Source organism: Streptomyces sp. NPDC092369 (assembly GCF_044755245.1).
Classification (GTDB): domain Bacteria; phylum Actinomycetota; class Actinomycetes; order Streptomycetales; family Streptomycetaceae; genus Streptomyces.
Map to the genome: position 1 here is coordinate 86,121 of NZ_JBIVQP010000009.1, position 23,800 is coordinate 109,920.

Genomic DNA, 23,800 nt, shown 5'->3' on the forward strand with positions numbered 1-23,800 from the left:
AGGGACGCATCGGTGAAGGGCGGCGGGCTTTCTCCGGGATGTCGCGTCGCTGATGGGCGCGCTGGTCGGGGCTGCTGTGGTCTGTCTCCCAGGGATGAGCGACTCGTACCCGCTGCGGCTGCGGCTGCGGCTGTGGCTGCCGCTGCCGCTGGAGCCGGATCGGTGCGCTCGCCACCTCGTCGGCTTCTGCCCGCCCGGCGTGCTGACGGTCACGTTGAATCGTGGCGCGAGGACGGCAGCCGCGGCCGGCCGCGCCCCCATCGAGGCGACTTTCGGTTTGCGCGCGACGGGCGGGTAGGACCGCCCTCGCCGCACCACGCCCCCGCGGAGACGAACCCCGAGAGGACCGCCGCCACCGGCGCGGCGGGGACCGTCCTCAGGGGCCCACGCAGCCGTGGGCGGCGTCTCGGATCGCCCGACAAGCACTGAAACCGATCGGTTTCTCTTTGGTCGAAATCGAGTTAACCTCGCGATATGACCACCGATGCGAAGCCAAGTTCCCGAGAGCGGCTGCTGGAGGCAGCGGCCACGCTCACCTACCGCGACGGTGTCGGCATCGGTGTCGACGCGCTGTGCAAGGCGGCCGGGGTGTCGAAGCGCTCCATGTACCAGCTGTTCGCAAGCAAGGACGAACTGCTGGCGGCGAGTTTGAAGGAACGCGCCTCCGCCTACACGGCGACCCTCCTGCCCGCGGCGGACGACAACCGTTCACCCCGCCGGCGGATCATGCACGTCTTCGACCAGCTGGAGTCGCAGGCGGGTGCGCCCGACTTCCAGGGCTGTCGGTACCTCGTTGTTCAGATCGAACTCAAAGACCAGGGTCATCCCGCCAGCCGCGTGGCTCACCGGGTCAAGGAGAACCTGACGGGCTTCTTCCGCGCCGAGGCCGAACGGGGAGGCGCGAGCGACCCGGACCTGCTGGCCCGGCAGCTGATCCTGGTCTTCGACGGCGCAAGCGCCCGCGCGGGAATCCAGGCCGACTCGCCGACAGGGCTCATCGTCCCCACGGTGACCACCCTGCTCGATGCGGCGGGCGTGAGCTGACGCGTCGACCGTCGTGGCGGCGGCAAGCGGCCCAGGGTCGGCGGCGCCGAGGCAGGTTGCCGGGCCAGTAGGGCGCCGACGGCGATGATGATCACCAGCCCCCACCACTGTCGCGCCCACCCCTGACAGACCGGTACCGCCGCCGGTCTGTCAGGACCCCTCCCGGCGGAAACGGGGCGCGCGCTCAACGCGACGACGCCACCGTTCCCTCGACGCCGCGCACCTCGACTCCCTGTACTCGCCGACAGCGTCGGTCACTTGGAGTCGGTCTCGGCCATCACCGACTGACCTTTCGGCGGAACGTCCCGCCCAGCCGTATGGCTGTCATCTCCCCCTGTCGGGCGTTGGCTGAATCCATGGGGGTAGGCGCCGGTAGTGAGGATACGGAAGCGAATGCAGCGGCGTGCGGGAGCAGGGAGGCACAGGGTGGCAGATGACGACGGAGGCAGACCCGGAGAGGGGGAGCGGCTTGCCCGAGCACGGGTCGGCAGGCTCGGTGTGGCAGAGCACGGTGGCGCTGGAGGGCGGCGGTGCGGACATCGCCCGGGCCCGTCACCTCGCAGCTGATTTCCTGGAGCGCGGCTGCATCGAGTACGGGCTGAAAGCAAGTCGGCGTGGCATCGATCTGACGCAGCTGGTGGTCAGCGAGTTGGTCACCAACGCCCGTAAGTACGCCCCCGGCCCGGTCCTGATGCATCTTGTCCTGGACGGGGAGGCGGTCGTGGTGTCGGTGTGGGACTGTGATCCGGTGCTCCCGCTGGCGCGGGCCGCGGACACGGAGCGGGTGGGCCAGCACGGTCTGGAGATCGTGATGGCCGTGGCCGATGAGTTCGAGGCACGCAGGGAGCGGGTCGGCAAGCGCATCATCGTACGGATCGCCCTCACTGACGCCGACGGCTCCGAAGACGCCGTCACGACTTCCTCTCGGTAGAGCCGCCGGCAGGCGGGGTGGTGTGGCGGGCGAGTGCCGCCTGGAGTTCCGTCTGCAGGACGGCGGGCAGAGCAGCGCCCTGGCCGTGCGTGAGGACCTGTTCCGCGATGTCGATGAGCCTGGTGTTGGTGTGCTGGGAGATCTCCCGCAGCACGGTGAAGCCGTCGCCCGGCGCGAGCGGTCCCAAGACACTCAGCGCGCCGATGGCCTGGTCGATCACCGCGTGGGAGACCAGGGCTTGCTCCAACTGCGCATTCTCTGCACGCAGTCGCGCCATCTCATCGCGCGGCGGCCCGGTCTCCGCAGTGGCGGGGCCGGAGGCTGCCGGAGTTGCCCGGGGGTTCACCGGGTCATCCACTGCGGGTCGTTGGAACAACCATGTGCGTCACGTCCTGAGTTGCCCGGCTATGCCCTCAGCATCCCCCGGAGGTACCCCTACACAACGGGCGGGCCGCGTCGGCCAGAGCTTTGCGCAACCCACGCAGGGGCTGCCGGCCGAACCCCGCCAGGGCCGGAGTGGCCAGCGGGCTGGGGGGACATACCCGCGACGGCCCGAAAGATTGCCCCGGCGGCGGTCAGGGGCGAGGCGCAGGGGCGGCCAGGGCTTGGTCCAGGGTGTCGTGGCATTCGATGACCGTGTCGATGCCGACGAGTTGGACGGTGCGCAGCACTGCTGTGGTGGTGCCGGCCAGGCGCAGCGAACCGCCGTCCTTGGCCAGGTCGCGGCGGGCGGCGAGCAGGAGGTTGATGCCGCTGGAATCCATGAAGGCGACGCCGCTCATGTCGAGGACGACACGGGAGCTGTAGTCGGCGGTGGCGCGCAGAGCCTGGTTGACGATGGGCACGGTGTGGTGGTCGATCTCCCCGTCGAGGCGGATCACCCGAACACCGTTCCGGGTATGTGCCACGGCTGACAGTCCCGCTGATGCGGCATGTTCGGTATCCGTCATCGCTTCCTCAGCCCATCGGTGTCACGCACGGCATCCGTCTGTGGATGCTGCCCCGAATCACAGAGCGGATGCCTGCGCGTGCCCGCACCCCACACTCCTCGGCCACCCGGGAGACAGTTCGGCTGGAACGCCCCGGCCCCCGGGTGGGTCGGATCGGTGAGGGTTGCCGGGGAGTCAGGTGTCCAGGAGGCCGGTGCGGAGTTTGGCGAGGGTGCGGTTCAGCAGGCGGGAGATGTGCATCTGGGAGAGGCCGAGTTCGCGGCCGATGTCGGCCTGGGTCATCTCCTGGCCGAAGCGCATCTCGATGATGGTCCGCTCACGCTCGTCGAGCTTGTGCAGCAGGGGTGCGAGGGTGTGCAGGTCCTCGAAGAGGTCCATCGCCGGGTCGACGTCACCGATGATGTCCGCGTACTTCGGCCCGTCGCCGTTCTCCTCGTCGCCGCCGGGGGTGTCCAGGGAACCGGCGACGTAGCCGTTGGCGGCGATGAGGCCCTCGATGATCTCGTCCTCGCTCAAGTGGAGGTGTTCGGCGAGTTCCTTGACCGTCGGCGGGCGGTTGAGGGCGGTGGTGAGGGTTTCCTGGCTCTTGGCGAGGCTGACCCGGAGTTCCTGGAGGCGGCGGGGGACGTGGACGGCCCACGTAGTGTCGCGGAAGAAGCGCTTGATCTCGCCGACGATGTAGGGGATCGCGAAGGAGGTGAACTCGACCTCGCGAGACAGGTCGAAGCGGTCGATGGCCTTGATGAGGCCGATCGTGCCGACCTGGATGATGTCCTCCATGTCACCGTTGCCGCGGTTGCGGAAGCGGCGGGCGGCGAAGGCGACCAGGGACAGGTTCATCTCGATAAGGGTGTTGCGCGCGTACTGGTACTCGCGGGTGCCCTCCTCCAGGGTCTCCAGCCTGTCCAGGAACAGGCGGGACAGCTCGCGGGCGTCCTTGGGCGCGACCTTGCCGCCGTCCTCGATCCAGGGCAACTCGACGGCGGCGTCGGCCGCTTCCGTCGTAGCGACGATTGTTTCGCGAGCGTTTGCTGAGGAGGTCACGGTGCCGCCTTTCTGAAAGAAGGATGGGCCTCTCTTGCCCACATCGTCGGCCCGTATGCCACCGCATCCGGACTGATTCGTCAACAAAATAGCGGCCCTCGCCGCGCATCGCGCCGCGCGGCAGTCCGAACGCGGCACGCGAAGGCGATCTTCACCACGGCCCGAGCATCGCCGACCCCCTCAGGAGGTACCAGCGCGCGGTCTCGACCCGCGAAGCCATCACCCGGCCACGCCTCCATGTGTGCGAGTGCTCGATTCGGTTACTCAACCGGACACGCAAGTGAATCCAGAGATCGAGGAGGGTCGCATGAGCCGACCGACCTGGCGCCGGGCCCTGGTGACCGGAGGAGCCGGATTCCTCGGATCCCACCTGTGCGGACGCCTGCTCGATGACGGTACCGACGTCGTGTGCCTGGACAACCTGGCCACCGGATCCCTGGCCAACGTGGCCGAGTTGGAGCAGCGGCGCGGTTTCCGCTTCGTGCGAGGCGACGCCACCGATCCCGCGGCGCTGCGCGGTCTGCCGGGCCGTTTCGACCTGGTGCTGCACTTCGCCTGTCCGGCCTCGCCCGTCGACTATCTGCGGCTGCCGCTGGAGACCCTGGAGGTCGGCAGCAACGGCACCCGCCACGCGCTGGAGCGGGCGCGCGCCGATGGCGCCCGCTTCGTTCTCGCCTCCACCTCCGAGGTGTACGGCGATCCGCTGGAGCATCCGCAGCACGAAGGCTACTGGGGCAATGTCAACCCCGTGGGGCCGCGCAGCGTCTACGACGAGTCCAAACGTTTCGCCGAGGCTCTGGTCACCGCCCACCGCCAGGTGCACGGCACTGACACGGCCATCGTCCGGATCTTCAACACCTACGGCCCCCGCATGCGCACCGGTGATGGCCGCGCCGTCCCGGCCTTCATCTCGCAGGCCCTGGACGGCGCGCCCCTCACGGTCGCCGGGGACGGCGCTCAGACCCGATCGCTGTGCTACGTCGACGATCTGGTCGACGGGGTCCTGGCTCTGGCCGCGTCGGAGGAGAGCGGGCCGATGAACATCGGTGGGGGCGAGGAGATCACCGTGCTGGAGCTGGCCCGGCGGATCGTCGAGGTCACCGGTTCCGTCTCCCGGATCCGTTTCGTCGAGCGCCCTGTCGACGATCCCGCCCGGCGCCGCCCCGACACCCGGATGGCCCGCGAACTGCTGGGCTGGCAGCAGCGGGTGGACTGGGTCGAGGGTCTGCGACGGACGATCGGCTGGTTCTCACGGTCCGTTGCCGCCTGATGTAACACCGTGTACGCGAACGCATCGTCAAGGCGGTCATTCGCGTGCCCCGATATGCCTATATGGCATGAAAAATGAGGCAGCCGTCGCACCGGTTGGCGTGAAGTGTTTGAGACAGCCGCAATGCGGCACCCGCGAGGCCAGAGCGAATCCCTGTGCCGCCCCGGACGGAGCACCCTCTCTATGCGCATCCTCGGAATCAACGCTCTCTTTCACGATCCGGCCGCCGCCCTGGTCGTGGACGGCCGTACGGTCGCCGCCGCCGAGGAGGAGCGGTTCAGCCGCCGCAAGCACGGCAAGCGCCCCGTGCCGTTCTCGGCCTGGGAAGTGCCGGAGCTGTCCGCCCGTTGGTGTCTTGAGTACGCGGGCCTGCGGCCCACGGACCTGGACGCGGTCACCTATTCGTTCGACCCCGCGCTGGCCCGGCCCGCCGCGGACATGGGCCTGGACGACCCCTGGGACCCGCTGCGCCTTGACTACGCGCGCCGGGCCCCCGAGTTCCTCGCCGAGGCGCTGCCCGGTCTCGACCCCGACCGGGTCGTCTTCGTCCCGCACCACGTCGCGCACGCCGCCTCCGCCGGACGCGCCGCCCCCCATCCGGACAGCGCGGTCCTCGTCCTGGACGGCCGCGGCGAATGCGCCTCCCACCTGGCCGGCCGCTACGACGACGGCAAGCTGGACATGCTCTTCACGCAACCGCTGCCCGACTCGCTCGGCCTGGTCTACGAGGAACTCACCGAGCACCTGGGCTTCCTGCGCAGCAGCGACGAGTTCAAGGTGATGGCCCTGGCCTCCTACGGCACGCCCCGCTTCCTGTCCCGGTTGCGCCCGCACGTCCACGCCACCGGCGACGGCGGCTTCCGCGCCCACGGGGTCGACTGGGCCGAGCTCGCCCCACCCCGTGCCAAGGACGAGGCCTGGACCCAGGACCACGCCGATCTGGCCGCCAGCGCGCAGGCCGTCCTGGAGGAGGTCCTGCTGGAGCTCGTGCACTGGCTGCATGCCGAGGCCGGGGGCGAGACCCTCGCGATGGCCGGCGGCGTGGCCCTCAACTGCGTTGCCAACTCCAGGATCGCGGCACAGGGCCCCTACCGGAACATCTGGGTGCAGCCCGCTGCCGGGGACGCCGGGACCGCACTCGGCGGCGCCCTGCACCTGGCGGACAACCCGGAGCCGATGCCCGGCGCCGACCTCGGCCGGGGCTGGAGCGACCAGGAGATCCGCGCCTGGCTGGAGGGGGCCGACGTCCCCTACGAGGAACCGGCCGACATCGCCGAGGCAGTCGCGGAGGAACTGGCCCGGGACGGGATCGTCGCCTGGTTCCAGGGGCGCAGCGAGTACGGACCGCGTGCGCTCGGCCACCGTTCCCTGCTGGCTCACCCCGGGCGCGCGGAGAACCTGGAGCGGCTCAACCGGGTCAAGGGGCGGGAGGAGTTCCGGCCGGTCGCGCCCATGGTGCTCGCCGAGCGCGCCCACGAGGTGTTCGCCGGACCGCTGCCCAGCCCGTACATGCTGTTCGTGCATGACGTGGCGCCCCAGTGGCGCGACCGCATCCCGGCCGTGGTGCACGTCGACGGCACCGCCCGCATCCAGACCGTCGACGCCGGTCAGGAGCCGCTCGTGGCCCGCATGCTGACCGCGTTCGAGCAGCGCACCGGACTGCCGGTCGTGGTCAACACCAGCCTCAACACCGCCGGGCGGCCCATGGTCGACGATCCCCGCGACGCGCTGGAGTGCTTCGGCTCGGCCCCCGTGGACCTGTTGGCGATCGGCCCGTTCGCGGTGCGCCGGGGCGCGATGTTCGGGAGGGCCTGACGTATGACCTCCTACGCCGTCGTCATCCCCACGCTGGTGCGCGACACGCTCGCCGACTGCCTGGCCGCGCTCGCGGCCGCGACCGGTCCGGCGCCCCAGGAGATCGTCCTGGTCGACGACCGGCCGGAACCGGAGCCGGATCCCGGCGCGCTCGCCCACCCATTGAGTGTCCTCGGCGATCTGCGCGCACGCACCGTGGTGATCCGCAGCGGCGGACGCGGTCCCGCCGCCGCCCGCAACATGGGGCTGAACGCGGTCATCGCGCCCTGGATCGCCTTCCTCGACGACGACGTGCAGGTAGGGCCGCACTGGTGCGAGCAACTGGCCGAGGATGTGGGGGAGGCGGGTCCCCGCACCGGCGGGGTGCAGGGCGTGATCGCCGTACCGCTGCCGGGCGAGCGCCGGCCCACGGACTGGGAGCGCGGCACCGCCGGACTGGCGCGGGCGCGCTGGATCACCGCCGACATGGCTTTCCGCGCCGAGGCGTTGAAGGATGTCGGCGGTTTCGACGAACGGTTCCGGCGGGCGTTCCGCGAGGACGCCGACCTCGCTCTGCGCGTGCTGGAGGCCGGGTGGCAGATCCACCGGGGACGGCGCACCACCCGGCATCCGGTACGGCCCGCCGACCGCTGGGTGTCCCTGCGCGCCCAGCGCGGCAACGCCGACGACGCCCTCATGCGACGCCTGCACGGACCCGAATGGTGGGACAAGGCGGTCGCTCCGCGCGGCCGGCTGCGCAGGCACCTCACGATCACGGCCGCCGGTCTGGCCGCGGTAGGGCTCGCCGTGGCCGGGCGACGCCGGGCCGCCGCGGCCGCCGCACTCGGCTGGGCCGCCGGCACCGGCGAGTTCGCCTGGGCCCGCATCGCACCCGGCCCGCGTACCCGGTACGAGGTCGACACCATGCTCGCCACCAGCGTGCTCATTCCACCTGCGGCGACCTGGCACTGGTTCAGCGGTCTGTGGCGCCACCGCGACGCCGCCCCGTGGAGGGTGGCGCCGTGAACGAGATCGCTCTCGTGCTGTTCGACCGGGACGGCACACTCGTCCATGACGTGCCCTACAACGGCGACCCCGACCGGGTGCGCCCCGTCGACGGGGCCCGTGAGGCCCTCGACCTGCTGCGCGTACGTGGCGTCGGCACCGGTGTCGTCACCAACCAGTCCGGTGTGGCGCGCGGGTTGCTCACGGCCGCCGATGTCCGCCGCGTCGACCAACGCGTCGACGAACTGCTCGGACCCTTCGACGTGTGGGCCGTCTGCCCGCACGGCCCCGTCGACGGGTGCCACTGCCGCAAACCGCAGCCCGGCATGATCCTCTGGGCCGCCGGGCGCCTGTGCGTCCCGCCGGACCGGATCGCCGTGATCGGCGACATCGGCGCCGACGTCGAGGCCGCCCGGCGGGCCGGTGCCCTCGGCGTCCTGGTCCCGAACGCTCAGACACGGCCCGAGGAGGTCGCGGCCGCCCCGCACGTGGCGGCCGACCTGTGGACCGCCGTGCGCGCGGTGCTGTCCGGGCCGCCGCTCGGCCGCGTCCTCGCCGACGAGCGTCCGATCGCGGACGCCTTCGACAGCATCAGGAGAGGCCGATGAGAGCCCTGGTGACCCGCCTGGACAGTTTCGGAGACGTCCTGCTCGCCGGACCCGCGATCCGTGCCGTGGCCGCCCGGGCCGACCACGTCACCGTCCTGTGCGGGCCGCTCGGCGCCCATGCCGCCCGCCTGCTGCCCGGTGTCGACGACATCCTCGTCTGGGACGCGCCCTGGGTGGGCTTCACGCCCGCGCCCGTCGGTCGGGGCGAGGTCGAGCAGCTCATCGACACCGTCGACGCCGACACGGCGCTGATCCTGACCTCCTTCCATCAGTCCCCGCTGCCCGCCGCGCTGCTGCTGCGGCTGGCCGGCGTGGCGCACATCGCCGCCGACAGCGTGGACCATCCCGGCTCGCTGCTCGACGTACGCCATCAGCGCGCGCCGCACGCCCACGAGGCGGAGGCCGCGCTCGACCTCGCCGAGGCGGCGGGCTTTCCTCGCGTCGACGACGGTCGGCTGCGGGTGCTGCCCCCACCGGGCACGACCGGACTGACCGGCCCGGGGCCGTACGTGGTGCTGCACCCCGGGGCCAGCGTCCCCGCCCGCGCCTGGAGCCGGCAGCGGTGCGCCGAGGCCGTGCGGGAACTGGCGGCGGCCGGACATCGCGTCGTGGTGACCGGCGGCCCGGGCGAGCGCCGGCTGACGGCGGCCGTGGCCGGCGTGCACGGTCTCGACCTCGGGGGCCGCACCGACTCCGCCGAACTGGCCGGCGTGCTGGCCGGGGCGCGCGCCGTCGTCACCGGCAACACCGGCCCGGCCCATCTCGCCGCCGCCGTCGGCACCCCCGTCGTCTCCCTGTTCGCCCCGGTCGTCCCGGCCGAACGCTGGCAGCCCTACGGCGTCCCGTACGTCCTGCTCGGTGACCAGGGCGCTCCCTGCGCGGACAGCCGCGCCCGGAACTGCCCGGTGCCCGGGCACCCCTGCCTGGAGTCGGTCACCGCGCAGGACGCGGTGGCCGCCGTGGAGAAGGTGATGGTCGCGACATGAGGATCCTGATCTGGCACGTGCACGGTTCCTGGACCACCGCGTTCGTCCAGGGCCCGCACACCTACGTCGTCCCGGTCACACCCGACCGCGGGCCCGACGGACTCGGCCGTGCCCGCACCTTCGACTGGCCCGACAACGTGGTCGAACTGCCGCCGGAGCGGCTGCGGGACGCCGGCATCGACGTCGTGATCCTGCAACGCCCGCACGAACACGCCCTGGTGGAACAGTGGCTCGGTCGGCGACCACCCATGGTGTACCTGGAGCACAACGCCCCGCACGGTGATGTCCCCGACACCCGGCACCCGGTCGCGGAGCTGCCCGGAGTGCCGCTGGTGCACGTCACTCACTTCAACCGGCTGATGTGGGACGCCGCCGGCGCCGACACCGCTGTCATCGAGCACGGCGTCGTCGACCCCGGGCCCCTGTGGACCGGCGAGATCCCGCACGCGGCCGTCGTCGTCAACGAGCCGGTCCGCCGCGGCCGTACGACCGGAACCGACCTGCTGCCGACATTCGCCGAAGCGGCACCGCTGGATGTCTTCGGCATGGGGACCGATGGGATCGCCGGCCACCTCGGCCTCGCGGCCGACCGCTGCCGGTCCCATGAACTCGACCAGCGCGACCTGCACGTGGCGATGGCACGGCGGCGCGTCTACGTCCACCCGATCCGCTGGACCTCCCTGGGCCTGTCCCTGCTGGAGGCGATGCACATAGGCATGCCCGTGGTCGCCCTCGCCACCACCGAGGTGACCGAGGCCGTACCCGACGGCGCGGGGGTGGTCTCCAACCGCATGGACGTACTGACCGAAGCCGTACGGGACTTCGTGGCCGACCCTGTGCGCGCTCGCCTGGTCGGCGAGGGCGCACGGGCCGCCGCGCTCGCCCGCTACGGACTGTCCCGCTTTCTGGACGACTGGGAGCGGCTGCTGAAGGAGGTGACCCGATGAGGCGAGATCCGGCGAGAGGGGACCCGATGAGGATCGCGATGGTGTCCGAGCACGCGAGCCCGCTCGCGGCGCTCGGCGGGGTGGACGCCGGTGGACAGAACGTGTATGTCGCCCGTCTCACCGAGGAGTTGGCGCGACGCGGACACGACGTGACCGTCTACACCCGGCGCGACTCCACCGACCTGCCCGACCGCGTTCCGCTGCCCGGCGGCGGTGTCGTCGAGCATGTGCCGGCCGGACCGCCCGAGCCCGTCCCCAAGGACGCCCTCCTCCCGTACATGCCCGGCTTCGGCGCCCATCTGTACCGGGTCTGGCTCGATGAGCGGCCCGACGTGGTGCACGCCCACTTCTGGATGTCCGGCGTGGCCTCCCAGCTCGGCGCGTACTCGCTGGGCATCCCGGTCGTCCAGACCTTCCACGCCCTCGGCACGGTCAAGCGGCGCCATCAGGGTCCGGACGACACCAGCCCGGCCGAACGCGTCGGCATCGAACGGCAGATCGGCCGCACCTGCGAGCAGGTCCTGGCGACATGCACCGACGAGGTGCGCGAACTCGCCGCCATGGGCGTGCCCCGGCGCAGGATGTCCGTGGTGCCGTGCGGGGTCGACGCCGCCCGTTTCCACCCGGGAGCGGACACCGCCGATGTGCCCGGGCGCGAGCGGCGACACCGGCTGCTGTCCTGCGGCAGGCTGGTCCGTCGCAAAGGCTACGACCAGGCGATCCGCGCCCTGACCCGGATTCCGGACACCGAACTGCTCGTCGCCGGGGGCCCGCCCCCGCTGGAGCTGCACAGGGACCCCGAGGCCGAACGGCTGCTGAAACTGGCCGAGGAGGAAGGCGTGGCCGACCGGGTGCGCCTGCTCGGCGCCGTCGACCCGCGCCGGATGCCCGCGCTCATGGCCGACGCCGACCTGGTCCTGTGCACTCCCGTGTACGAGCCGTTCGGCATCGTCCCCCTGGAGGCCATGGCCTGCGGGACCCCCGTCGTCGCCACGGGCGTCGGCGGCCATCAGGACTCCGTCGCCGACGGGCGCACCGGACGGCTCGTCACTCCGGGCGATCCGGAGGCCGTCGCCGACGCCGTACGCGACCTGCTCGAACACGAGCACAAACGCCGCCGCTTCGGGGAGGCGGGCCGCGAACGCGTGCTGGCGCGCTTCACGTGGCAGCGCGTCGCGGACGGAGTGGAAGAGGTCTACCGGCAGACCGCCCGGGGCCATGAACTGCGTACGGAGGTCGCCTGATGAGCACCCACGCCGAATCGTCCGTCACCGCGCACTGTGACGAACTCCTCGACGCCATGGCCCAGTTCCGCACCCGCGCCCACCTCACCGAACGGTGGGGCGAGCAGCTGGCGGGCGTCCTCGGCGGCGGCGGACGGCTGCTGGCCGCCGGCAACGGCGGCAGCGCCGCCCAGGCCCAGCACCTCACCGCCGAACTCGTCGGCCGTTACCGAGACGACCGGCCCCCCTTCTCGGCGATCGCCCTGCACGCCGACACCTCCAGCACCACCGCCATCGCCAACGACTACGGCGTGGACGCCGTGTTCGCCCGTCAGGTACGGGCCCACGGGCGCCCCGGCGACGTGCTCATCCTGCTGTCCACCAGCGGCGCCAGCGCCAACCTGCTGTCGGCCGCCGACGCCGGACGCGCGGCGGGGATGCGCGTGTGGGCGCTGACCGGCGCGGCCCCCAACCCACTGGTGGCAGGCAGCGACGAGGCGCTGTGCGTGCCGGGCGCCTCCGCCGCGACCGTCCAGGAACTGCACCTGGTGGCGGTGCACATGGTGTGCGCGGCGTTCGACGCGGCGGTGGAGAGGGGCACAGGGTGAGCGGGGGAGAGGCCCCGCTGCTGGTGGTCGGCGACGCCCTCCTCGACCGTGACCTGACCGGCACCGCCGACCGGCTCGCCCCCGACGCCCCCGTGCCGGTCGTCACCGAGCGCGCGCGGCGGGTACGGCCGGGCGGCGCCGCCCTGGCAGCCCTTCTCGCGGCCGCGGACGGCCGGGACGTCACCCTGGTCACCGGCGTGGGCGAGGACCCGGCAAGTGGTGAACTGCGCCGTCTGCTCGACGGCCGCGTGAAGGTGATCGGCATGCCGTTGACCGGAGCGCTGCCCGAGAAGACCCGGATACTGGCGCGGGGCCGCCCGGTCCTCCGCCTCGACCGTGGCGACGGCCGTGTCCGCGACGCCACCGACGAGGCCCGCGAGGCGGTCCGCTCGGCTCCGGCCGTCCTGGTCTCGGACTACGGCCGGGGCGCGGCCGACGCCCTGCGCGACGTACTGGCCGAACGCCCGCCCATGGTCTGGGACCCACACCCGCGCGGCGGGCCGCCGGTGCCGGGGACCCGGCTGGTGACCCCGGCGCGGTCGGAGGCGCGCGCCTTCGCCGCGGCCGCCGCAGAGGAGGATCCCGACGCGTCCTCGGGCAGTGACCTGCGCGCCGCCGCTCGCGAGGCCGCCGCGCTGGTACGGCACTGGGGGGCAGCCGCCGTCGCGGTGACCCTGGGCGCACACGGCGCCCTGCTGTCCTACGGCGGTCACCCGCTGCTCGTCCCGGCGCCCGCCGCACACGGCCAGGACCCCTGCGGTGCGGGCGACCGTTTCGCCGCCACGGCCGCCGGACTGCTGGCCGACGGGACACTGGTCGGCGAGGCGGTGGAAGGCGCAGTGGCCGCAGCGACCGAGTTCGTCGGCGCGGGCGGCGCGGGCGGAATGACCGACGGGGCTTCCTCGCAGCCGGAGTCCGTGCCGTCCGGCGCGACAGCCACGGACCCGTATCCCCTGGCCGCCCGGGTACGGGCCGCCGGCGGCACCGTGGTGGCCGCGGGCGGCTGCTTCGACCTGCTGCACGCCGGGCACGTCGGCCTGCTCCAGGCGGCCCGCCGCCTGGGCGACTGCCTCGTCGTCTGCGTCAACTCCGATATGTCCGTGCGGCGCCGCAAGGGAGAAGGGCGCCCCGTGAACCCGCTCGCCGACCGGATCCGAGTACTCCGTGCCCTGGAGTGCGTCGACGCGGTGGCCGTCTTCGACGAGGACACCCCGGAGCGACTGCTGGCCGGGCTGCGCCCCGACGTCTGGGTCAAGGGCGGCGACTACTCCGGCGCGGACCTGCCCGAGGCGGCACTGCTGGAGGAATGGGGCGGGCAGGCGGTACTGCTGCCCTACCTCGTCGGCAGGTCCTCGACCGGCCTGCTGGGCCGGGCGACGCAGGGAGTCCGATGACACGCCCCCGTCTGCTCGTCCTGCGCGCCCTCGGTCTCGGCGACCTCCTCGCCGGCGTACCGGCGCTGCGCGCGCTGCGTCGGTCCTTCCCCGGTCACGAACTGGTGCTGGCCGCCCCAGCGGAGCTGGCGCCGGCCGCCGCGTCGACCGGCGCGGTCGACCGCCTGCTGCCCGCCTCCGCCCCCGGCCGCGCCGTACCGGACACCCTCGACTGGACCGGACCCCCACCGGACGTCTCGGTCGACCTGCACGGCAACGGACCGCCAAGCCACCGCCTCCTCCAGACGCTGCGCCCGCGCCGTCTCCTCGCCTTCGCCCACCCCGACACCCCGGAGATCGAGGGACCGCGCTGGCTGCCGGAGGAACACGAGCGGGACCGCTGGTGCCGCCTCCTGGAGTTCTACGGCATCCCCGCAGACCCCACCGATCTGCGGCTGCCCCACCCGCCGGGCCCCTCTCCCGCAGCGGGCGCCGTCGTCCTGCACCCGGGCGCCGGCGCCCCTTCCCGGTGCTGGCCGGTCGACCGCTACGCGGCCGTCGCCACCGCCCTGCGCGAGCGCGGACGTCGGGTGGTGGTCACCGGGGGACCGGGCGAGGACGACCTCGTGGCCCGTCTGGCCAAGCAGGCACGCCTCCCCGACACCGACCTTTTCGGCGGCGGCCTCCCCTTCGAACGGCTCTGCGCGCTGGTCGCCGACGCCAGCGCGGTCGTCAGCGGCGACACCGGCATCGCACATCTCGCGGTGGCCCACGCCACCTCGTCGGTCACCCTGTTCGGCCCGGTCCCGCCGAGCCGCTGGGGCCCGCCGCCCGATCCGCGCCACCGCGTGCTGTGGCACCCGGGCCCGGAGGGCGACCCGCACGGCCACCGCACCGACCCGGCACTGCTGCGCATCGGCACCGCCGACGTACTGAACGCCCTGGACCAGCTTCGGCCCGCCCCATGAATCACACCCCCGTCGGCGTCGTCATCGCCACCCGAAACCGCTCTGACAGCCTGATGCGCACCCTGCGCCACCTCCGCGACCTGCCCGAGCGGCCCGAGATCCTCGTCGTCGACAACGCCTCCACAGACGACACCCGCCTCCGGGTGACCCGCGACTTCCCGCAGGTCCGGGTGCTGGCCCTGCCCGTCAACCTGGGCGCGCTGGCCCGCACCCACGGTGTCCGCGCCCTGCGCACCCCGTACGTGGCGTTCAGCGACGACGACTCCTGGTGGGCCCCCGGCGCCCTGGACCGCGCGGCCCGTCTGATGGACTCCCATCCACAGGTCGGCCTGATCTCCGCCCGCACGCTGGTCGGGCCCACCCAGGAGCCCGACCCGCTCAACGACGTCCTCGCCGCCTCCCCACTGGGCCCGGCCGACGGCCTGCCCGGCACCCAGGTCCTCGGCTTCCTCGCCTGCGCCTGCGTAGTCCGCCGCGAGGCGTACCTCGCGACGGGCGGCTTCCACCCGCTGCTGTTCTTCGGCGGCGAGGAGACCCTGCTCGCCTACGACCTCGCGGCGCGCGGCTGGGCCGTGACCCACTGCCCGGACGTCGTCGCCCACCACCACCCCGACCCGTCGCCCCGCGCCGGCCGCCCGGTGAGGCTCCTTCGCAACGAACTCCTCACCGCCTGGCTGCGCCGCCCCCTGCCCCACGCACTCGCCCGTACCCGCACCCTGGCCGCCGACGCCCGACGCGACCCCGGCGCCCGCCAGGCCCTGCGCCAGACGCTCACCCGTCTGCCGGCCGCCCTGCGCGCCCGCCGGCCCCTGCCCCCGGACCTGGAGCGGGCGGCCCGCACACTGGACGAAGGACATCGATGAGTGACCCCCGCACCACCGTCGTGGTCATCACGCACAACCGCCGCCCCGAACTGCTGCGCACCCTCGGCCTGCTGGCCGAACTCCCCGAGCGCCCACCGGTGATCGTCGTCGACAACGCCTCCGCCGACGGCACAGCCGAAGCGGTCACCCGCCACCATCCACGGGTACGGCTGTTGTGCCCCGGCCGCAACCTCGGTGCCGTCGGCCGCAACCTCGCGGTCCGTGAGGTCCGCACGCCCTACGTGGCGTTCTGCGACGACGACTCCTGGTGGGCACCCGGCTCCCTGTCCGGTGCCGCCGACCTGCTCGACCGGTACCCGGAGCTCGCCACCGTCACGACCCGCATCCTGGTCGAACCGGGAAGTGTCGAGGATCCGATCATCGAGGAACTGCGCGACTCTCCCGTGCGCGGCCCCGCCTGGCTGCCCGGCCCCGCGCTGGGCTCCTTCCTGGCCGCCGCGACCGCCCTGCGCACCGACGCCTTCCGTGCCGCGGGCGGCTTCCACCCCCGGCTGTGGCTGGGTGGCGAGGAGGAGCTGCTGGCCGCCGACCTGGCGGCGAACGGCTGGTGGCTGACGTACGCGGATCACCTGACGATCCACCACCAACCGTCCACCGTGCGGGATCCGGTGCGGCGTCGAGCGGACGGCATCCGCAACACCCTGTGGTTCACCTGGCTGCGCCGCCCCGCTGGACGCGCACTGCGCCGCACAGTGCATCTGGCGCGCACGGTGCCGCGCGACATGGTGTCCCTGCGGGCCTTCACAGAGGCGGCGGCGGCCCTGCCCTGGGTGCTGCGCGAGCGGCGTGTGCTCCCGGCGGAGGTCGAGGCGCGGATGCGGGTTCTGGAGGAAGCACAGCGGCGTTCGTCCGCTCGCCGCTACGTGAGCTGAGGACGTCGGGCCGGGGTCCCCGCATACGTGGACCCACGGCTGGTCCACGTGGCCGTTGACGGTCAGTCTTTTCGTGCTCGTCCGCTGGCCGCTCCGGGCCCGGCAAGGGCGTCCGATTGGGCCCTCGCCGCCTCTCGTCCCTCGTCCGACAGGGCCCAGGCCCACCAATGCTCCAAGACTGTGGGCAGCAGGTCGTCCGAGGCGAGGACCGCCGGCCAGCGCAGTGCGCGTCCTTGGGCACATACCTTCGCACCGCCGCTGACGGGGTCGACGGCGATGACCGGTGTGCCTCGGCGAAGGGCGAGAACCAGTCCGTGCAGCCGTGTCGTGACGACGAGGTCGAGCCGTCCGACCAGCGCGAGGAACTGCTCGGGCGTGGCACACAACCGCCAGTCGTCCACCGCGAGCCGGGTGTCCGCCTCGACGCGCGTGCAGTCCATGGACTGCAGCCAGTCGCGGAGCGTTTCGTTGACGGGCGTGTGCAGCCGGCGCGTGCCGTATTCACCTTGTCCGGCGGAGAGTACGACCCCGACCACGGGCGGTTCAGGGCCGAGCGGGGCGCTTGCCGCGAGGTCGGCGACCGGGTCGGCCGGCGTGCCGTCGCGCGGGATCACCACGTCGAAGCCCGTGACGGCGGGATCACCGGCGTCGATCACCGAGACGCCGGCTGCGAGGCGACGGCAGGCGGCGAAGCGGAGGTGCAGGCCGGTGATTTGGGGGCCGTGGAGGGGCCCACAGACGAACAGCAGGGTGTCGTAGTCGTCCGGCCTGGCCGCCTCCAGGGAGAGCGCGCCGGGGCGGAAACCCGGACTCCACGCGGTGTCGTGACGGATGCCCATCGCGGTGAGGGTCTCCGAGACGCGGCGTTGAGCCAGGACGTCGCCGGCGGTCGCCTCCCCGTCCAGAAAACTGAACCATCCCGTCAGCAGCAGGCGCCGGGGTTCGCGGGCAGTGGCTGCCAGCGCTCGGGACAGCGATGTCATGAGGTCGTTCATCCCTATTCCCGATGTCGGTGACGGGGGAGTGCTCTTCCGGCCCATCGAGTTCTCCGGTACCACCGGGCCGTGCGGGGCGATGACTCCGCCCTGCCGGAACACGCCCCGGGTACCCCTGTGGTGCGGCACCAACCCGTTCCGGACGTACCCGGACCCAGGGGGCGAAGCCGGTTCGCTGCGCAACCGTTCCGCGATGACACCACGAGACAAGGACATTGGGCGGACCGCCGGAAAGTGCCGCCTGCTCGTCATCGAGGACGCGGCGGCCCGCGCGACACGAGTGCCCGAACGGACGGCCGCCACGCGTATGGGCCGTCCCGGGCGAACATCTCCTGAGGAACGCTACCGACCGCGCAGGCTCTCCCCGCCCGCTCTCACCTGCGCATCCACGAGAGTCCGCAACCTCTCCCGGCGGCTCCTCGGTCGGCTTGCCCACGTGACCTTGGTGGTGAGAGCAGGCCCTGTACTGGCAGGACGAGCAGATCCGGCCGTAGCACCTGCGCCGGCCGGCGGGAGCCGGCACGGCACGCGGCGTCGACGTTACGTCGGCGGTGTCCGTGGGCACTCGCGGGGGCAGCCGACGAGAAGGGGCCAGCCATGCCAGTGTCGTCGCAGGACGTTACGGTCGTGGCTCTCCTCGCGGACCCGGATACGCCGACGGAGATCGCGCAGCGCATGGCCCGGACACTTCCCGATCGACTCGCCGACACGTCGGGCCAGGGGCGACGATTCGACGTCCAGGTGGTCAGCGAGCCCTTCACCGCAGGGACCGAAGATCCGTCCACCTTGATGCGCCGGATCATGGACCGTGCAAGCGCGGAGAACTGGGACATCGTCGTAGCTCTCACCGACCTTCCACTGCACTCGCACAGGCGCAAGCTCGTGGTGGACCTGAGCCACGAACACGGCTTGGCGCTCCTGTCCCTTCCTTCACTGGGAGGCTGGCGGCTGCAGACAAAGGCCCGGCGAGCCGTGGAAGAAGTCGTGCGCAGCTTGGCGGGCTCACGGGCCACCGAGGCTGAGGGAACTCCGCGAAGCCAGCCGCCGCTGGGACACTTCGTCGGTCGTCTCGCGCCCATCCATCAGGGCCCGGTCGATGAGGAGGAGACGGCCGATCTGCGATACGTCGCGAGCGGGCCGCGCGGCTACCTCAGGGTGCTCCTCGGAATGGTCCGCGCCAACCGGCCGTGGCGGTTGGTACCGGGGCTGTCAAAGGCCCTGGCGGCCGCACTCGCCACGGGTGCCGTCGCCACCGTGAACTCCACCGTCTGGAGCCTGGCCGCGTCCCTGAGCTCGCCGCGCCTCGTCATTGCCATGGTCGGGTCTCTCGCGCTCATGATCGGCTGGCTGATCGTGGACGCGAACCTGTGGTACCGAACAGCGGAGGTCTCGTCGCAGGCGAAGAAGAGGACGGCTCTCTACAACGCCTCGACCGTCTTCACGGTGGGTATCGGGGTGCTCGTCTGCTACGTAGGTTTGATGGCCATCAACTTGGTGTGGGCCCTGTTCATCCTCAACGACCACGTGTTCGCTTCTACGACACAATCCCCGCTTCACGCCACGGAGTACTGGACGCTTTCCTGGTTCGTCGCCTCGATCGCCACGGTGGGCGGTGCCCTGGGATCGGGCTTGGAGAGCGACGAGGCGATCCGGGCGGCCGCCTACTCCAAGCGCGAACAGGAACGTCGCAACGTGCTGCAGGACGACCACGGCGACTAGGCACCGCCTAGCCGTCGATACCGGTAGCGGTATGCGGGGTGCCTACCGGCTTTGACTCCGGGGAGCCTCGCTGGCGCAGGTAGACGGAGAGGATGGCCATGGAGGCGACGGCCAGCAGCTCGGACTGCCAGTTCTGCAGGCTGCGGCTCCAGAAGTCGGCGGACGCGATGTAGTGCGTCCAGCTGATGGGTGCCTGGAGCTGCCTCAGCTGCTGCTCGTTGTAGGCGGCGACGCCCGCGATGGACTGTGCCGTCCACGACAAGAGGAAGAGCGTGGCCATCACCAGTCCGAGCGATCGCGAGTACAGAGCCTGCCGTACCCCGCCGATCCCGGCCCAGCGCGGAGAGTTCGGGCCGGCGTGCTCGCCCATGTGCTGGTCCTTGTCCGACTCGGGACCAGCCTTGTCCATTTCCTTCGATTCGGGCGAGCCGCGCTGCAGGAGCCAGACGGTGGCAAAGATGTACAGGAAGAACTGCAGGTACTCCGACTGCCAGTTCTCCGTCACGTCGACGGCGAAGTCGGAGGACGCCAGGTAGTCGAGGAAGCCGACCTGTGCGAGGCCATCGGTGGCGAGCTGGTTGTTGAACTCCGCGCAGCCCGCGATCGCCTGCCCCGCGAGGGCGAGCAGGAAGGCGATTCCGAAGCCCAGACTTATCCCGTTGTCGCGGACGAAGCGTCGCATGCCGTGGCCGCTTGCGGTCCCGCCCTTCTTTCGGCCCGCTGCGTCGGGTGGGGACGGCGACTCGGAAGCGGTCATCTCTGCATCAGTCCAACGGTGGTGAAGTACGCCAGGCCGCCCAGAACGAGCGTCAGGCAGAGGACGAACATGATGCGCATGTGTCAGCCTCCCTTGACCGAGCACTGGTAGGGCAGGCCTGAGTGGGACCAGGTGCATCCGGCGGCCACGATCTTCCAGCCGTCCGGGAACTGCGACAGGAACAGCGTGTCCGACTTCAGCACGGCCCGTGCCTGACGCCCGTACACGTCCACACCGCGGACGGAACCGCCGGCGGGAAGGTCTTGCGAGCCGATGGCGTCGACGCACGCCTTCTTCTCCGAGTCCTCAACTTCGCTGAGTGTCTGCGGTGCCAGGGCCGCACAGATAGCGGCCCGGTCGCCCCGCGCCAGGGACCGCTCGAAGGCCGTGGCCGCGGCAGACGCCGACGCGCTGCGGCCGCCGGCACCGCCGCAGGCGGTAAGACCCAGAAGAAGCGCACACACGGCAAGGAGCACACCGGTGACACGCCGACGTTGTCCGCTCACATCGGCTCCCTTTCCGTCGGCGCACGTCCTGCTGCCATCGTGAGCTGCCGCGTACCCGGAACGCTGCGAGACACGCCCGGTGCGGCGACGTTGCTTTGCACGCGCGGACCGCGGAGAGACCGCTCCGAGGAATCCCATGGGCAGCCAGGGGCGATCAACACGTTCCGGATCCCCGTGAGAACCAACGGGCGCCGGGTACGCGGCAGGTCATCGGATGCGAGAGCGGCGAAGCGGGGAGCATGAAGTCCTCGCGGACGTCATTGCACGGCATTCGACCGGATCAGGCGGGGCCGTCGTACGGCAGGCCCGCCAGAGCCGCTGCTTCGGCACTGGGGGCGGCGGTCGGTCCGAGCCATTCGCAGAACAGGACGGTGGCGTCGTCCTGCAACCGTCCGTCGTGGTGATCGAGGACGGCGTGGATGAGCCGGCGCAGAGTCTCGGGTACAGGGAGGCCGTCCGCGTGGTGGCGGACGAGGAAGTCGACGAAACGCTCCCGGCCGAACTCCCGGTCGTCCGCCGATCGCGCTTCGGTGATGCCGTCGGTGTACAGCACAAGGCGGTCGCCAGGCTCCAGTTGTTCGCGACACAGCGTGACAGGCAGCCCCAGCCCGGTACCCATGGGATGTGCGGGCGGACACTTCAGCGTCGTGTGCCAGCGTCCGCCGCGGATGACCACCGGCGGGGGATGCCCCCTGTTGACCCAGGTCAGCACCCCGGTACTGGTGTCCAGGGAAGCGATGACGCCGGTGGCGTAGCGCGATTGGCCGAACTGCTCGATCAGCGCCTTTTCCACCTGTTCGCTGACCTCGGCCAGCCCGGCCCCTTGGCGGCGGGAGTTGCGGCAGGCGCCCATGGCGAGAGTGGCAGTAAGACCGGCCGCCGTGTCGTGGCCCATGGCGTCGAAGAGTGACAGGTGCACTACGTCGCCGGCGGTGGCGTAGTCGTAAGCGTCACCGGCGATCATGTAGGCGGGCTCCATCGCCGCGGCAATCACCACCCGCCCGTCGGCGTAGCTGCGTTGGGGCATCAGGTTCCACTGCATCTCAGCCGCGATGTTCAACGGCCGCGAGCGGGTCAGCCGGGCCAGCTCGTCACTGCTGGACTGCTTGCTGTGGACGATCAGGGCAAGCAGGGAGGCGAGCAGTTTCATGTCCTCCCGCGTCCGTGTGTCCTCCGCGTCGGTGGTGATACGCAGCACGCCCAGGCGTTCCGTACCGTCCAGGAGTGGCACCCACCAGTGCTTGCCCCGCGCACCGATGGAGGCTCCGGCGAGGACCAGCCCGTGTTGGAAGGCGCGTCCCGCCATACTGCTGTCGATTCGCAGTTCGCCTGCCTCGTCGGCCCTTCCCTGCCCCGCGTTCGGGCCTTCGCCGGTCAGCAGCCGCAGGACGTCCCCCTGGAGGTCAGCCAGGTAGATCAGGACGTCGGTGAATCCCGCGTTCGCGGCGTGCTCGGCCGTGGTGGTCGGCAGCAGTTCCAGCGGCATCAGGTGACTGGCGGAGAGTAGCCCCGCGAGCATCCGCCGTCCTCCTGCGTCCCGGCAGTCCTCGACCATCGGCCGCGTCCCGTCCTCGTCATGGATCACACCCTGACCCCTTGCGAGTGCCCCCTGTTTCTCCTGCATCCCACTGCCTCCACCGCCTTTCGCCTCGCAACGGGCCATCTGCTCCCCCGCCCGGCGGACGGGCGCGGTCAGTGGCCCGCATAGGCGGTCAGGGCATCCTCCTGGCCCGGGTGGACGGCGAAAAGGGTGTGATCTCCGCTGGTGAGTGCCAGCAAGCGGCCCACTTGAGGGGCCCGCCAGTGCGAGCCAGCCGTCGGTCTCCGTCGTCCGCCGCCGGATCCGCAGCAGCGCGTTGAAGCCGGAGGAGTCGCAGAACATTACCTCCGGCATGCCGAGCAGTAGGCCGGGGTGGATCTCCAGCGATTCGACGCCCTCGGTGTGCAGACGCGGCCAACGTAACGGGGGGCAGCGGGCGGGTTGCGCCGGGGCAGTCAGTCGGTGGCGAGCATGCCTGCGCGGAGTTTAGCGAGGGTGCGGGAGATGAGACGGGAGACGTGCATCTGGGAGACGCCGAGGTGTTCGCCGATCTGGGCCTGGGTGAGTTCGTCGACGAACCGCATGTGGATGATGCGCCTTTCACGATCATCGAGTTCGGCGATCAGGGGGGCCAGGGCGTTGAAGTCCTCGACGAGTTCGAGGGCGTTGTCGTCGAGGCCGATGAAGTCGGCCAGCGCGGCTTCGCCGTCGTCGCTGGAGCTGATGACGGCGTCGAGGGAGGCGGAGTTGTAGCCGTTGGAGGCGAGGCGTGCTTCGTTGACCTCTTCTTCGCTGAGGCACATCAGCTGGGAGAGTTCCTGGGCGGTGGGCGTACGGCCTAGCCGGCTCCGGAGCTCTTCGTTGGCTTTGGCGAGTTGGACGCGGGCTTCCTGGAGGCGGCGGGGGACGTGGACGGCCCAGGTGGTGTCGCGGAAGAAGCGCTTGATCTCGCCGGTGATGTAGGGGATGGCGAAGGAGGTGAACTCGACTTCGCGGGTGAGCTCGAACCGGTCGATGGCCTTGATCAGTCCGATCGTGCCGACCTGGACGATGTCCTCCATCTCGTCCTGGTCACGGCTGCGGAACCGTGAAGCCGCGTACCGGACGAGCGTGACGTTCATTTCGATGAGAGTGTTGCGCGCGTACTGGTACTCGTCCGTGCCCTCTTCGAGGACATTGAGCTGGTCGAGGAACAGCCTGGTCAGCTGACGGGCATCCTTGGGAGCGACCCGCGAAGGGTCCGCGATCTCCGGCAGCACCACGGTCTGCGCCTCTGCCGTCTTCGGCACCGTCATGTCGGGCCCCTCCCGCGTGATCCAGACTCCGTGCCGCCGGTTCCTTGTCCACCGGCAATGATCGGCTTACCCGGGTTCGAGGAATGCATACCAGGTGATTTGAGAGGGGGTGCCTCGGCTGCCCTCGGCTCGCTTCCCGAGCCGCCTGTGTCCCGTCTTCGGCACCCTCTCATAGGTGCGGACTTCGGTGATGCCGTCGGTGCAGAGTCGCGGGGCGCGGTGGAGCTGGAGGCGGGGATGCCTGGGGGGCAGGTCGGTGGTGATTCCCCGAAGTGATCCCTCTCTGTCTACGGGAGCGCGTGCGGTGCCACGCGATCAGGAAGAAGGCGAGAGCAGGGCCCTTGCTGACGGCCCGGAATAGAAGTGGGGGGGGGGGGGGGGGGGGGGGGGCGCCCCCCCCCGCGGGGGGGGGGGGGGGGGGGGGGCGGGCGGCGGGAGGGATATAAGTGTCCCCCCCCGGGGGGGGGGGGGGGGGCGGCGG

General features: G+C 71.5%; 24 protein-coding genes. 16 read left to right on the forward strand and 8 right to left on the reverse strand.

Annotated elements, in window-relative coordinates:
• Positions 1-94: 94 nt before the first annotated feature.
• From ACIQI8_RS41220 to ACIQI8_RS41230, 3 genes are all read left to right on the forward strand, one after another.
• Positions 95-298 (forward strand): hypothetical protein, encoded by a 204-nt coding sequence (locus tag ACIQI8_RS41220; protein ID WP_402363058.1) that lies wholly within the window; start codon positions 95-97, stop codon positions 296-298.
• A 176-nt stretch (positions 299-474) separates the two neighbouring features.
• Entirely contained in the window at positions 475-1,044 is a 570-nt protein-coding gene (locus tag ACIQI8_RS41225) for a TetR/AcrR family transcriptional regulator (RefSeq protein ID WP_402363060.1), read from the forward strand.
• A gap of 433 nt (positions 1,045-1,477) precedes the next feature.
• Positions 1,478-1,975 carry an ATP-binding protein gene (locus ACIQI8_RS41230; RefSeq protein ID WP_402363063.1) on the forward strand — a complete coding sequence of 166 codons (498 nt, stop codon included), beginning with the start codon at positions 1,478-1,480 and terminating at the stop codon, positions 1,973-1,975.
• On the opposite strand, the gene ACIQI8_RS41235 is transcribed toward ACIQI8_RS41230, so the two are convergent.
• From ACIQI8_RS41235 to ACIQI8_RS41245, 3 genes are all read right to left on the reverse strand, one after another.
• A complete protein-coding gene (locus ACIQI8_RS41235; RefSeq protein WP_402363066.1) occupies positions 1,956-2,222 on the reverse strand; it encodes an ANTAR domain-containing protein in 267 nt (88 codons plus the stop codon). The two genes, ACIQI8_RS41230 and ACIQI8_RS41235, sit on opposite strands and share 20 nt — an antisense overlap.
• Positions 2,223-2,550: 328 nt before the next feature.
• The gene (locus ACIQI8_RS41240) at positions 2,551-2,925 is read right to left on the reverse strand and encodes an STAS domain-containing protein (RefSeq protein WP_402363069.1); all 375 of its coding nucleotides are present in this window, start codon (positions 2,923-2,925) and stop codon (positions 2,551-2,553) included.
• Between the two features lie 174 nt (positions 2,926-3,099).
• The gene (locus ACIQI8_RS41245; RefSeq protein WP_402363428.1) at positions 3,100-3,939 is read right to left on the reverse strand and encodes an RNA polymerase sigma factor SigF; all 840 of its coding nucleotides are present in this window, start codon (positions 3,937-3,939) and stop codon (positions 3,100-3,102) included.
• Between the two features lie 337 nt (positions 3,940-4,276).
• On the opposite strand from ACIQI8_RS41245, the gene ACIQI8_RS41250 reads away from it, so the two are divergent.
• The 12 genes from ACIQI8_RS41250 to ACIQI8_RS41305 all read left to right on the forward strand — a co-directional run bounded on the left by ACIQI8_RS41250 (position 4,277) and on the right by ACIQI8_RS41305 (position 16,507).
• Positions 4,277-5,239, forward strand: a complete 963-nt coding sequence (locus tag ACIQI8_RS41250; protein ID WP_402363072.1) for an NAD-dependent epimerase/dehydratase family protein — start codon at positions 4,277-4,279, stop codon at positions 5,237-5,239.
• A 183-nt stretch (positions 5,240-5,422) separates the two neighbouring features.
• Entirely contained in the window at positions 5,423-7,054 is a 1,632-nt protein-coding gene (locus ACIQI8_RS41255; protein WP_402363075.1) for a carbamoyltransferase, read from the forward strand.
• Positions 7,055-7,057: 3 nt separating this feature from the next.
• A complete protein-coding gene (locus ACIQI8_RS41260; RefSeq protein WP_402363078.1) occupies positions 7,058-8,059 on the forward strand; it encodes a glycosyltransferase family 2 protein in 1,002 nt (333 codons plus the stop codon).
• The gene (locus ACIQI8_RS41265) at positions 8,056-8,646 is read left to right on the forward strand and encodes a D-glycero-alpha-D-manno-heptose-1,7-bisphosphate 7-phosphatase (protein ID WP_402363081.1); all 591 of its coding nucleotides are present in this window, start codon (positions 8,056-8,058) and stop codon (positions 8,644-8,646) included. The genes ACIQI8_RS41260 and ACIQI8_RS41265 overlap by 4 nt, the downstream gene beginning before the upstream one ends.
• Positions 8,643-9,632, forward strand: a complete 990-nt coding sequence (locus ACIQI8_RS41270; protein ID WP_402363084.1) for a glycosyltransferase family 9 protein — start codon at positions 8,643-8,645, stop codon at positions 9,630-9,632. The genes ACIQI8_RS41265 and ACIQI8_RS41270 overlap by 4 nt, the downstream gene beginning before the upstream one ends.
• Positions 9,629-10,579 carry a glycosyltransferase gene (locus ACIQI8_RS41275; RefSeq protein ID WP_402363087.1) on the forward strand — a complete coding sequence of 317 codons (951 nt, stop codon included), beginning with the start codon at positions 9,629-9,631 and terminating at the stop codon, positions 10,577-10,579. Before ACIQI8_RS41270 ends, ACIQI8_RS41275 begins: the two co-directional genes overlap by 4 nt.
• A 26-nt stretch (positions 10,580-10,605) precedes the next feature.
• Positions 10,606-11,823: a glycosyltransferase gene (locus ACIQI8_RS41280; RefSeq protein ID WP_402363090.1), complete on the forward strand. Its 1,218-nt coding sequence runs from the start codon at positions 10,606-10,608 to the stop codon at positions 11,821-11,823.
• Positions 11,823-12,410 carry an SIS domain-containing protein gene (locus tag ACIQI8_RS41285; RefSeq protein WP_402363093.1) on the forward strand — a complete coding sequence of 196 codons (588 nt, stop codon included), beginning with the start codon at positions 11,823-11,825 and terminating at the stop codon, positions 12,408-12,410. The genes ACIQI8_RS41280 and ACIQI8_RS41285 overlap by 1 nt, the downstream gene beginning before the upstream one ends.
• The gene (gene rfaE2, locus ACIQI8_RS41290) at positions 12,407-13,804 is read left to right on the forward strand and encodes a D-glycero-beta-D-manno-heptose 1-phosphate adenylyltransferase (RefSeq protein WP_402363096.1); all 1,398 of its coding nucleotides are present in this window, start codon (positions 12,407-12,409) and stop codon (positions 13,802-13,804) included. The genes ACIQI8_RS41285 and rfaE2 overlap by 4 nt, the downstream gene beginning before the upstream one ends.
• The gene (locus tag ACIQI8_RS41295) at positions 13,801-14,751 is read left to right on the forward strand and encodes a glycosyltransferase family 9 protein (protein ID WP_402363100.1); all 951 of its coding nucleotides are present in this window, start codon (positions 13,801-13,803) and stop codon (positions 14,749-14,751) included. The genes rfaE2 and ACIQI8_RS41295 overlap by 4 nt, the downstream gene beginning before the upstream one ends.
• Positions 14,748-15,614: a glycosyltransferase family 2 protein gene (locus ACIQI8_RS41300; protein WP_402363103.1), complete on the forward strand. Its 867-nt coding sequence runs from the start codon at positions 14,748-14,750 to the stop codon at positions 15,612-15,614. Before ACIQI8_RS41295 ends, ACIQI8_RS41300 begins: the two co-directional genes overlap by 4 nt.
• Positions 15,611-16,507, forward strand: coding sequence for a glycosyltransferase family 2 protein (locus tag ACIQI8_RS41305; RefSeq protein WP_402363105.1), 897 nt, complete (start codon positions 15,611-15,613; stop codon positions 16,505-16,507). The genes ACIQI8_RS41300 and ACIQI8_RS41305 overlap by 4 nt, the downstream gene beginning before the upstream one ends.
• Positions 16,508-16,569: 62 nt before the next feature.
• On the opposite strand, the gene ACIQI8_RS41310 is transcribed toward ACIQI8_RS41305, so the two are convergent.
• Positions 16,570-17,490: a polysaccharide pyruvyl transferase family protein gene (locus ACIQI8_RS41310; RefSeq protein WP_402363108.1), complete on the reverse strand. Its 921-nt coding sequence runs from the start codon at positions 17,488-17,490 to the stop codon at positions 16,570-16,572.
• Between the two features lie 609 nt (positions 17,491-18,099).
• Between ACIQI8_RS41310 and ACIQI8_RS41315 the strand changes: the two genes are divergently transcribed.
• Positions 18,100-19,221 (forward strand): hypothetical protein, encoded by a 1,122-nt coding sequence (locus tag ACIQI8_RS41315; protein WP_402363111.1) that lies wholly within the window; start codon positions 18,100-18,102, stop codon positions 19,219-19,221.
• Positions 19,222-19,228: 7 nt separating this feature from the next.
• Here ACIQI8_RS41315 and ACIQI8_RS41320 read toward each other — a convergent pair whose 3' ends face one another.
• From ACIQI8_RS41320 to ACIQI8_RS41335, 4 genes are all read right to left on the reverse strand, one after another.
• Complete coding sequence (locus tag ACIQI8_RS41320; protein ID WP_402363114.1) at positions 19,229-19,903, reverse strand: DUF6766 family protein; 675 nt, start codon at positions 19,901-19,903, stop codon at positions 19,229-19,231.
• A gap of 158 nt (positions 19,904-20,061) precedes the next feature.
• On the reverse strand, positions 20,062-20,484 hold the full coding sequence (locus ACIQI8_RS41325; RefSeq protein WP_402363117.1) for a hypothetical protein: 423 nt from the start codon (positions 20,482-20,484) through the stop codon (positions 20,062-20,064).
• Between the two features lie 280 nt (positions 20,485-20,764).
• Complete coding sequence (locus ACIQI8_RS41330) at positions 20,765-22,003, reverse strand: PP2C family protein-serine/threonine phosphatase (RefSeq protein ID WP_402363431.1); 1,239 nt, start codon at positions 22,001-22,003, stop codon at positions 20,765-20,767.
• Between the two features lie 476 nt (positions 22,004-22,479).
• Complete coding sequence (locus ACIQI8_RS41335) at positions 22,480-23,319, reverse strand: RNA polymerase sigma factor SigF (RefSeq protein ID WP_402363120.1); 840 nt, start codon at positions 23,317-23,319, stop codon at positions 22,480-22,482.
• Between the last annotated feature and the right edge of the window lie 481 nt (positions 23,320-23,800).

Bases quoted from the DNA above. Each gene is read 5' to 3' on its own strand.
- ACIQI8_RS41220 (WP_402363058.1), top strand. From the start codon at position 95: ATGAGCGACTCGTACCCGCTGCGGCTGCGGCTGCGGCTGTGGCTGCCG.
- ACIQI8_RS41225 (WP_402363060.1), top strand. From the start codon at position 475: ATGACCACCGATGCGAAGCCAAGTTCCCGAGAGCGGCTGCTGGAGGCA.
- ACIQI8_RS41230 (WP_402363063.1), top strand. From the start codon at position 1,478: ATGACGACGGAGGCAGACCCGGAGAGGGGGAGCGGCTTGCCCGAGCAC.
- ACIQI8_RS41240 (WP_402363069.1), bottom strand. From the start codon at position 2,925: ATGACGGATACCGAACATGCCGCATCAGCGGGACTGTCAGCCGTGGCA.
- ACIQI8_RS41250 (WP_402363072.1), top strand. From the start codon at position 4,277: ATGAGCCGACCGACCTGGCGCCGGGCCCTGGTGACCGGAGGAGCCGGA.
- ACIQI8_RS41255 (WP_402363075.1), top strand. From the start codon at position 5,423: ATGCGCATCCTCGGAATCAACGCTCTCTTTCACGATCCGGCCGCCGCC.
- ACIQI8_RS41260 (WP_402363078.1), top strand. From the start codon at position 7,058: ATGACCTCCTACGCCGTCGTCATCCCCACGCTGGTGCGCGACACGCTC.
- ACIQI8_RS41270 (WP_402363084.1), top strand. From the start codon at position 8,643: ATGAGAGCCCTGGTGACCCGCCTGGACAGTTTCGGAGACGTCCTGCTC.
- ACIQI8_RS41275 (WP_402363087.1), top strand. From the start codon at position 9,629: ATGAGGATCCTGATCTGGCACGTGCACGGTTCCTGGACCACCGCGTTC.
- ACIQI8_RS41280 (WP_402363090.1), top strand. From the start codon at position 10,606: ATGAGGATCGCGATGGTGTCCGAGCACGCGAGCCCGCTCGCGGCGCTC.
- ACIQI8_RS41285 (WP_402363093.1), top strand. From the start codon at position 11,823: ATGAGCACCCACGCCGAATCGTCCGTCACCGCGCACTGTGACGAACTC.
- ACIQI8_RS41295 (WP_402363100.1), top strand. From the start codon at position 13,801: ATGACACGCCCCCGTCTGCTCGTCCTGCGCGCCCTCGGTCTCGGCGAC.
- ACIQI8_RS41300 (WP_402363103.1), top strand. From the start codon at position 14,748: ATGAATCACACCCCCGTCGGCGTCGTCATCGCCACCCGAAACCGCTCT.
- ACIQI8_RS41305 (WP_402363105.1), top strand. From the start codon at position 15,611: ATGAGTGACCCCCGCACCACCGTCGTGGTCATCACGCACAACCGCCGC.
- ACIQI8_RS41310 (WP_402363108.1), bottom strand. From the start codon at position 17,490: ATGACATCGCTGTCCCGAGCGCTGGCAGCCACTGCCCGCGAACCCCGG.
- ACIQI8_RS41315 (WP_402363111.1), top strand. From the start codon at position 18,100: ATGCCAGTGTCGTCGCAGGACGTTACGGTCGTGGCTCTCCTCGCGGAC.
- ACIQI8_RS41320 (WP_402363114.1), bottom strand. From the start codon at position 19,903: ATGCGACGCTTCGTCCGCGACAACGGGATAAGTCTGGGCTTCGGAATC.
- ACIQI8_RS41330 (WP_402363431.1), bottom strand. From the start codon at position 22,003: ATGCTCGCGGGGCTACTCTCCGCCAGTCACCTGATGCCGCTGGAACTG.
- ACIQI8_RS41335 (WP_402363120.1), bottom strand. From the start codon at position 23,319: ATGACGGTGCCGAAGACGGCAGAGGCGCAGACCGTGGTGCTGCCGGAG.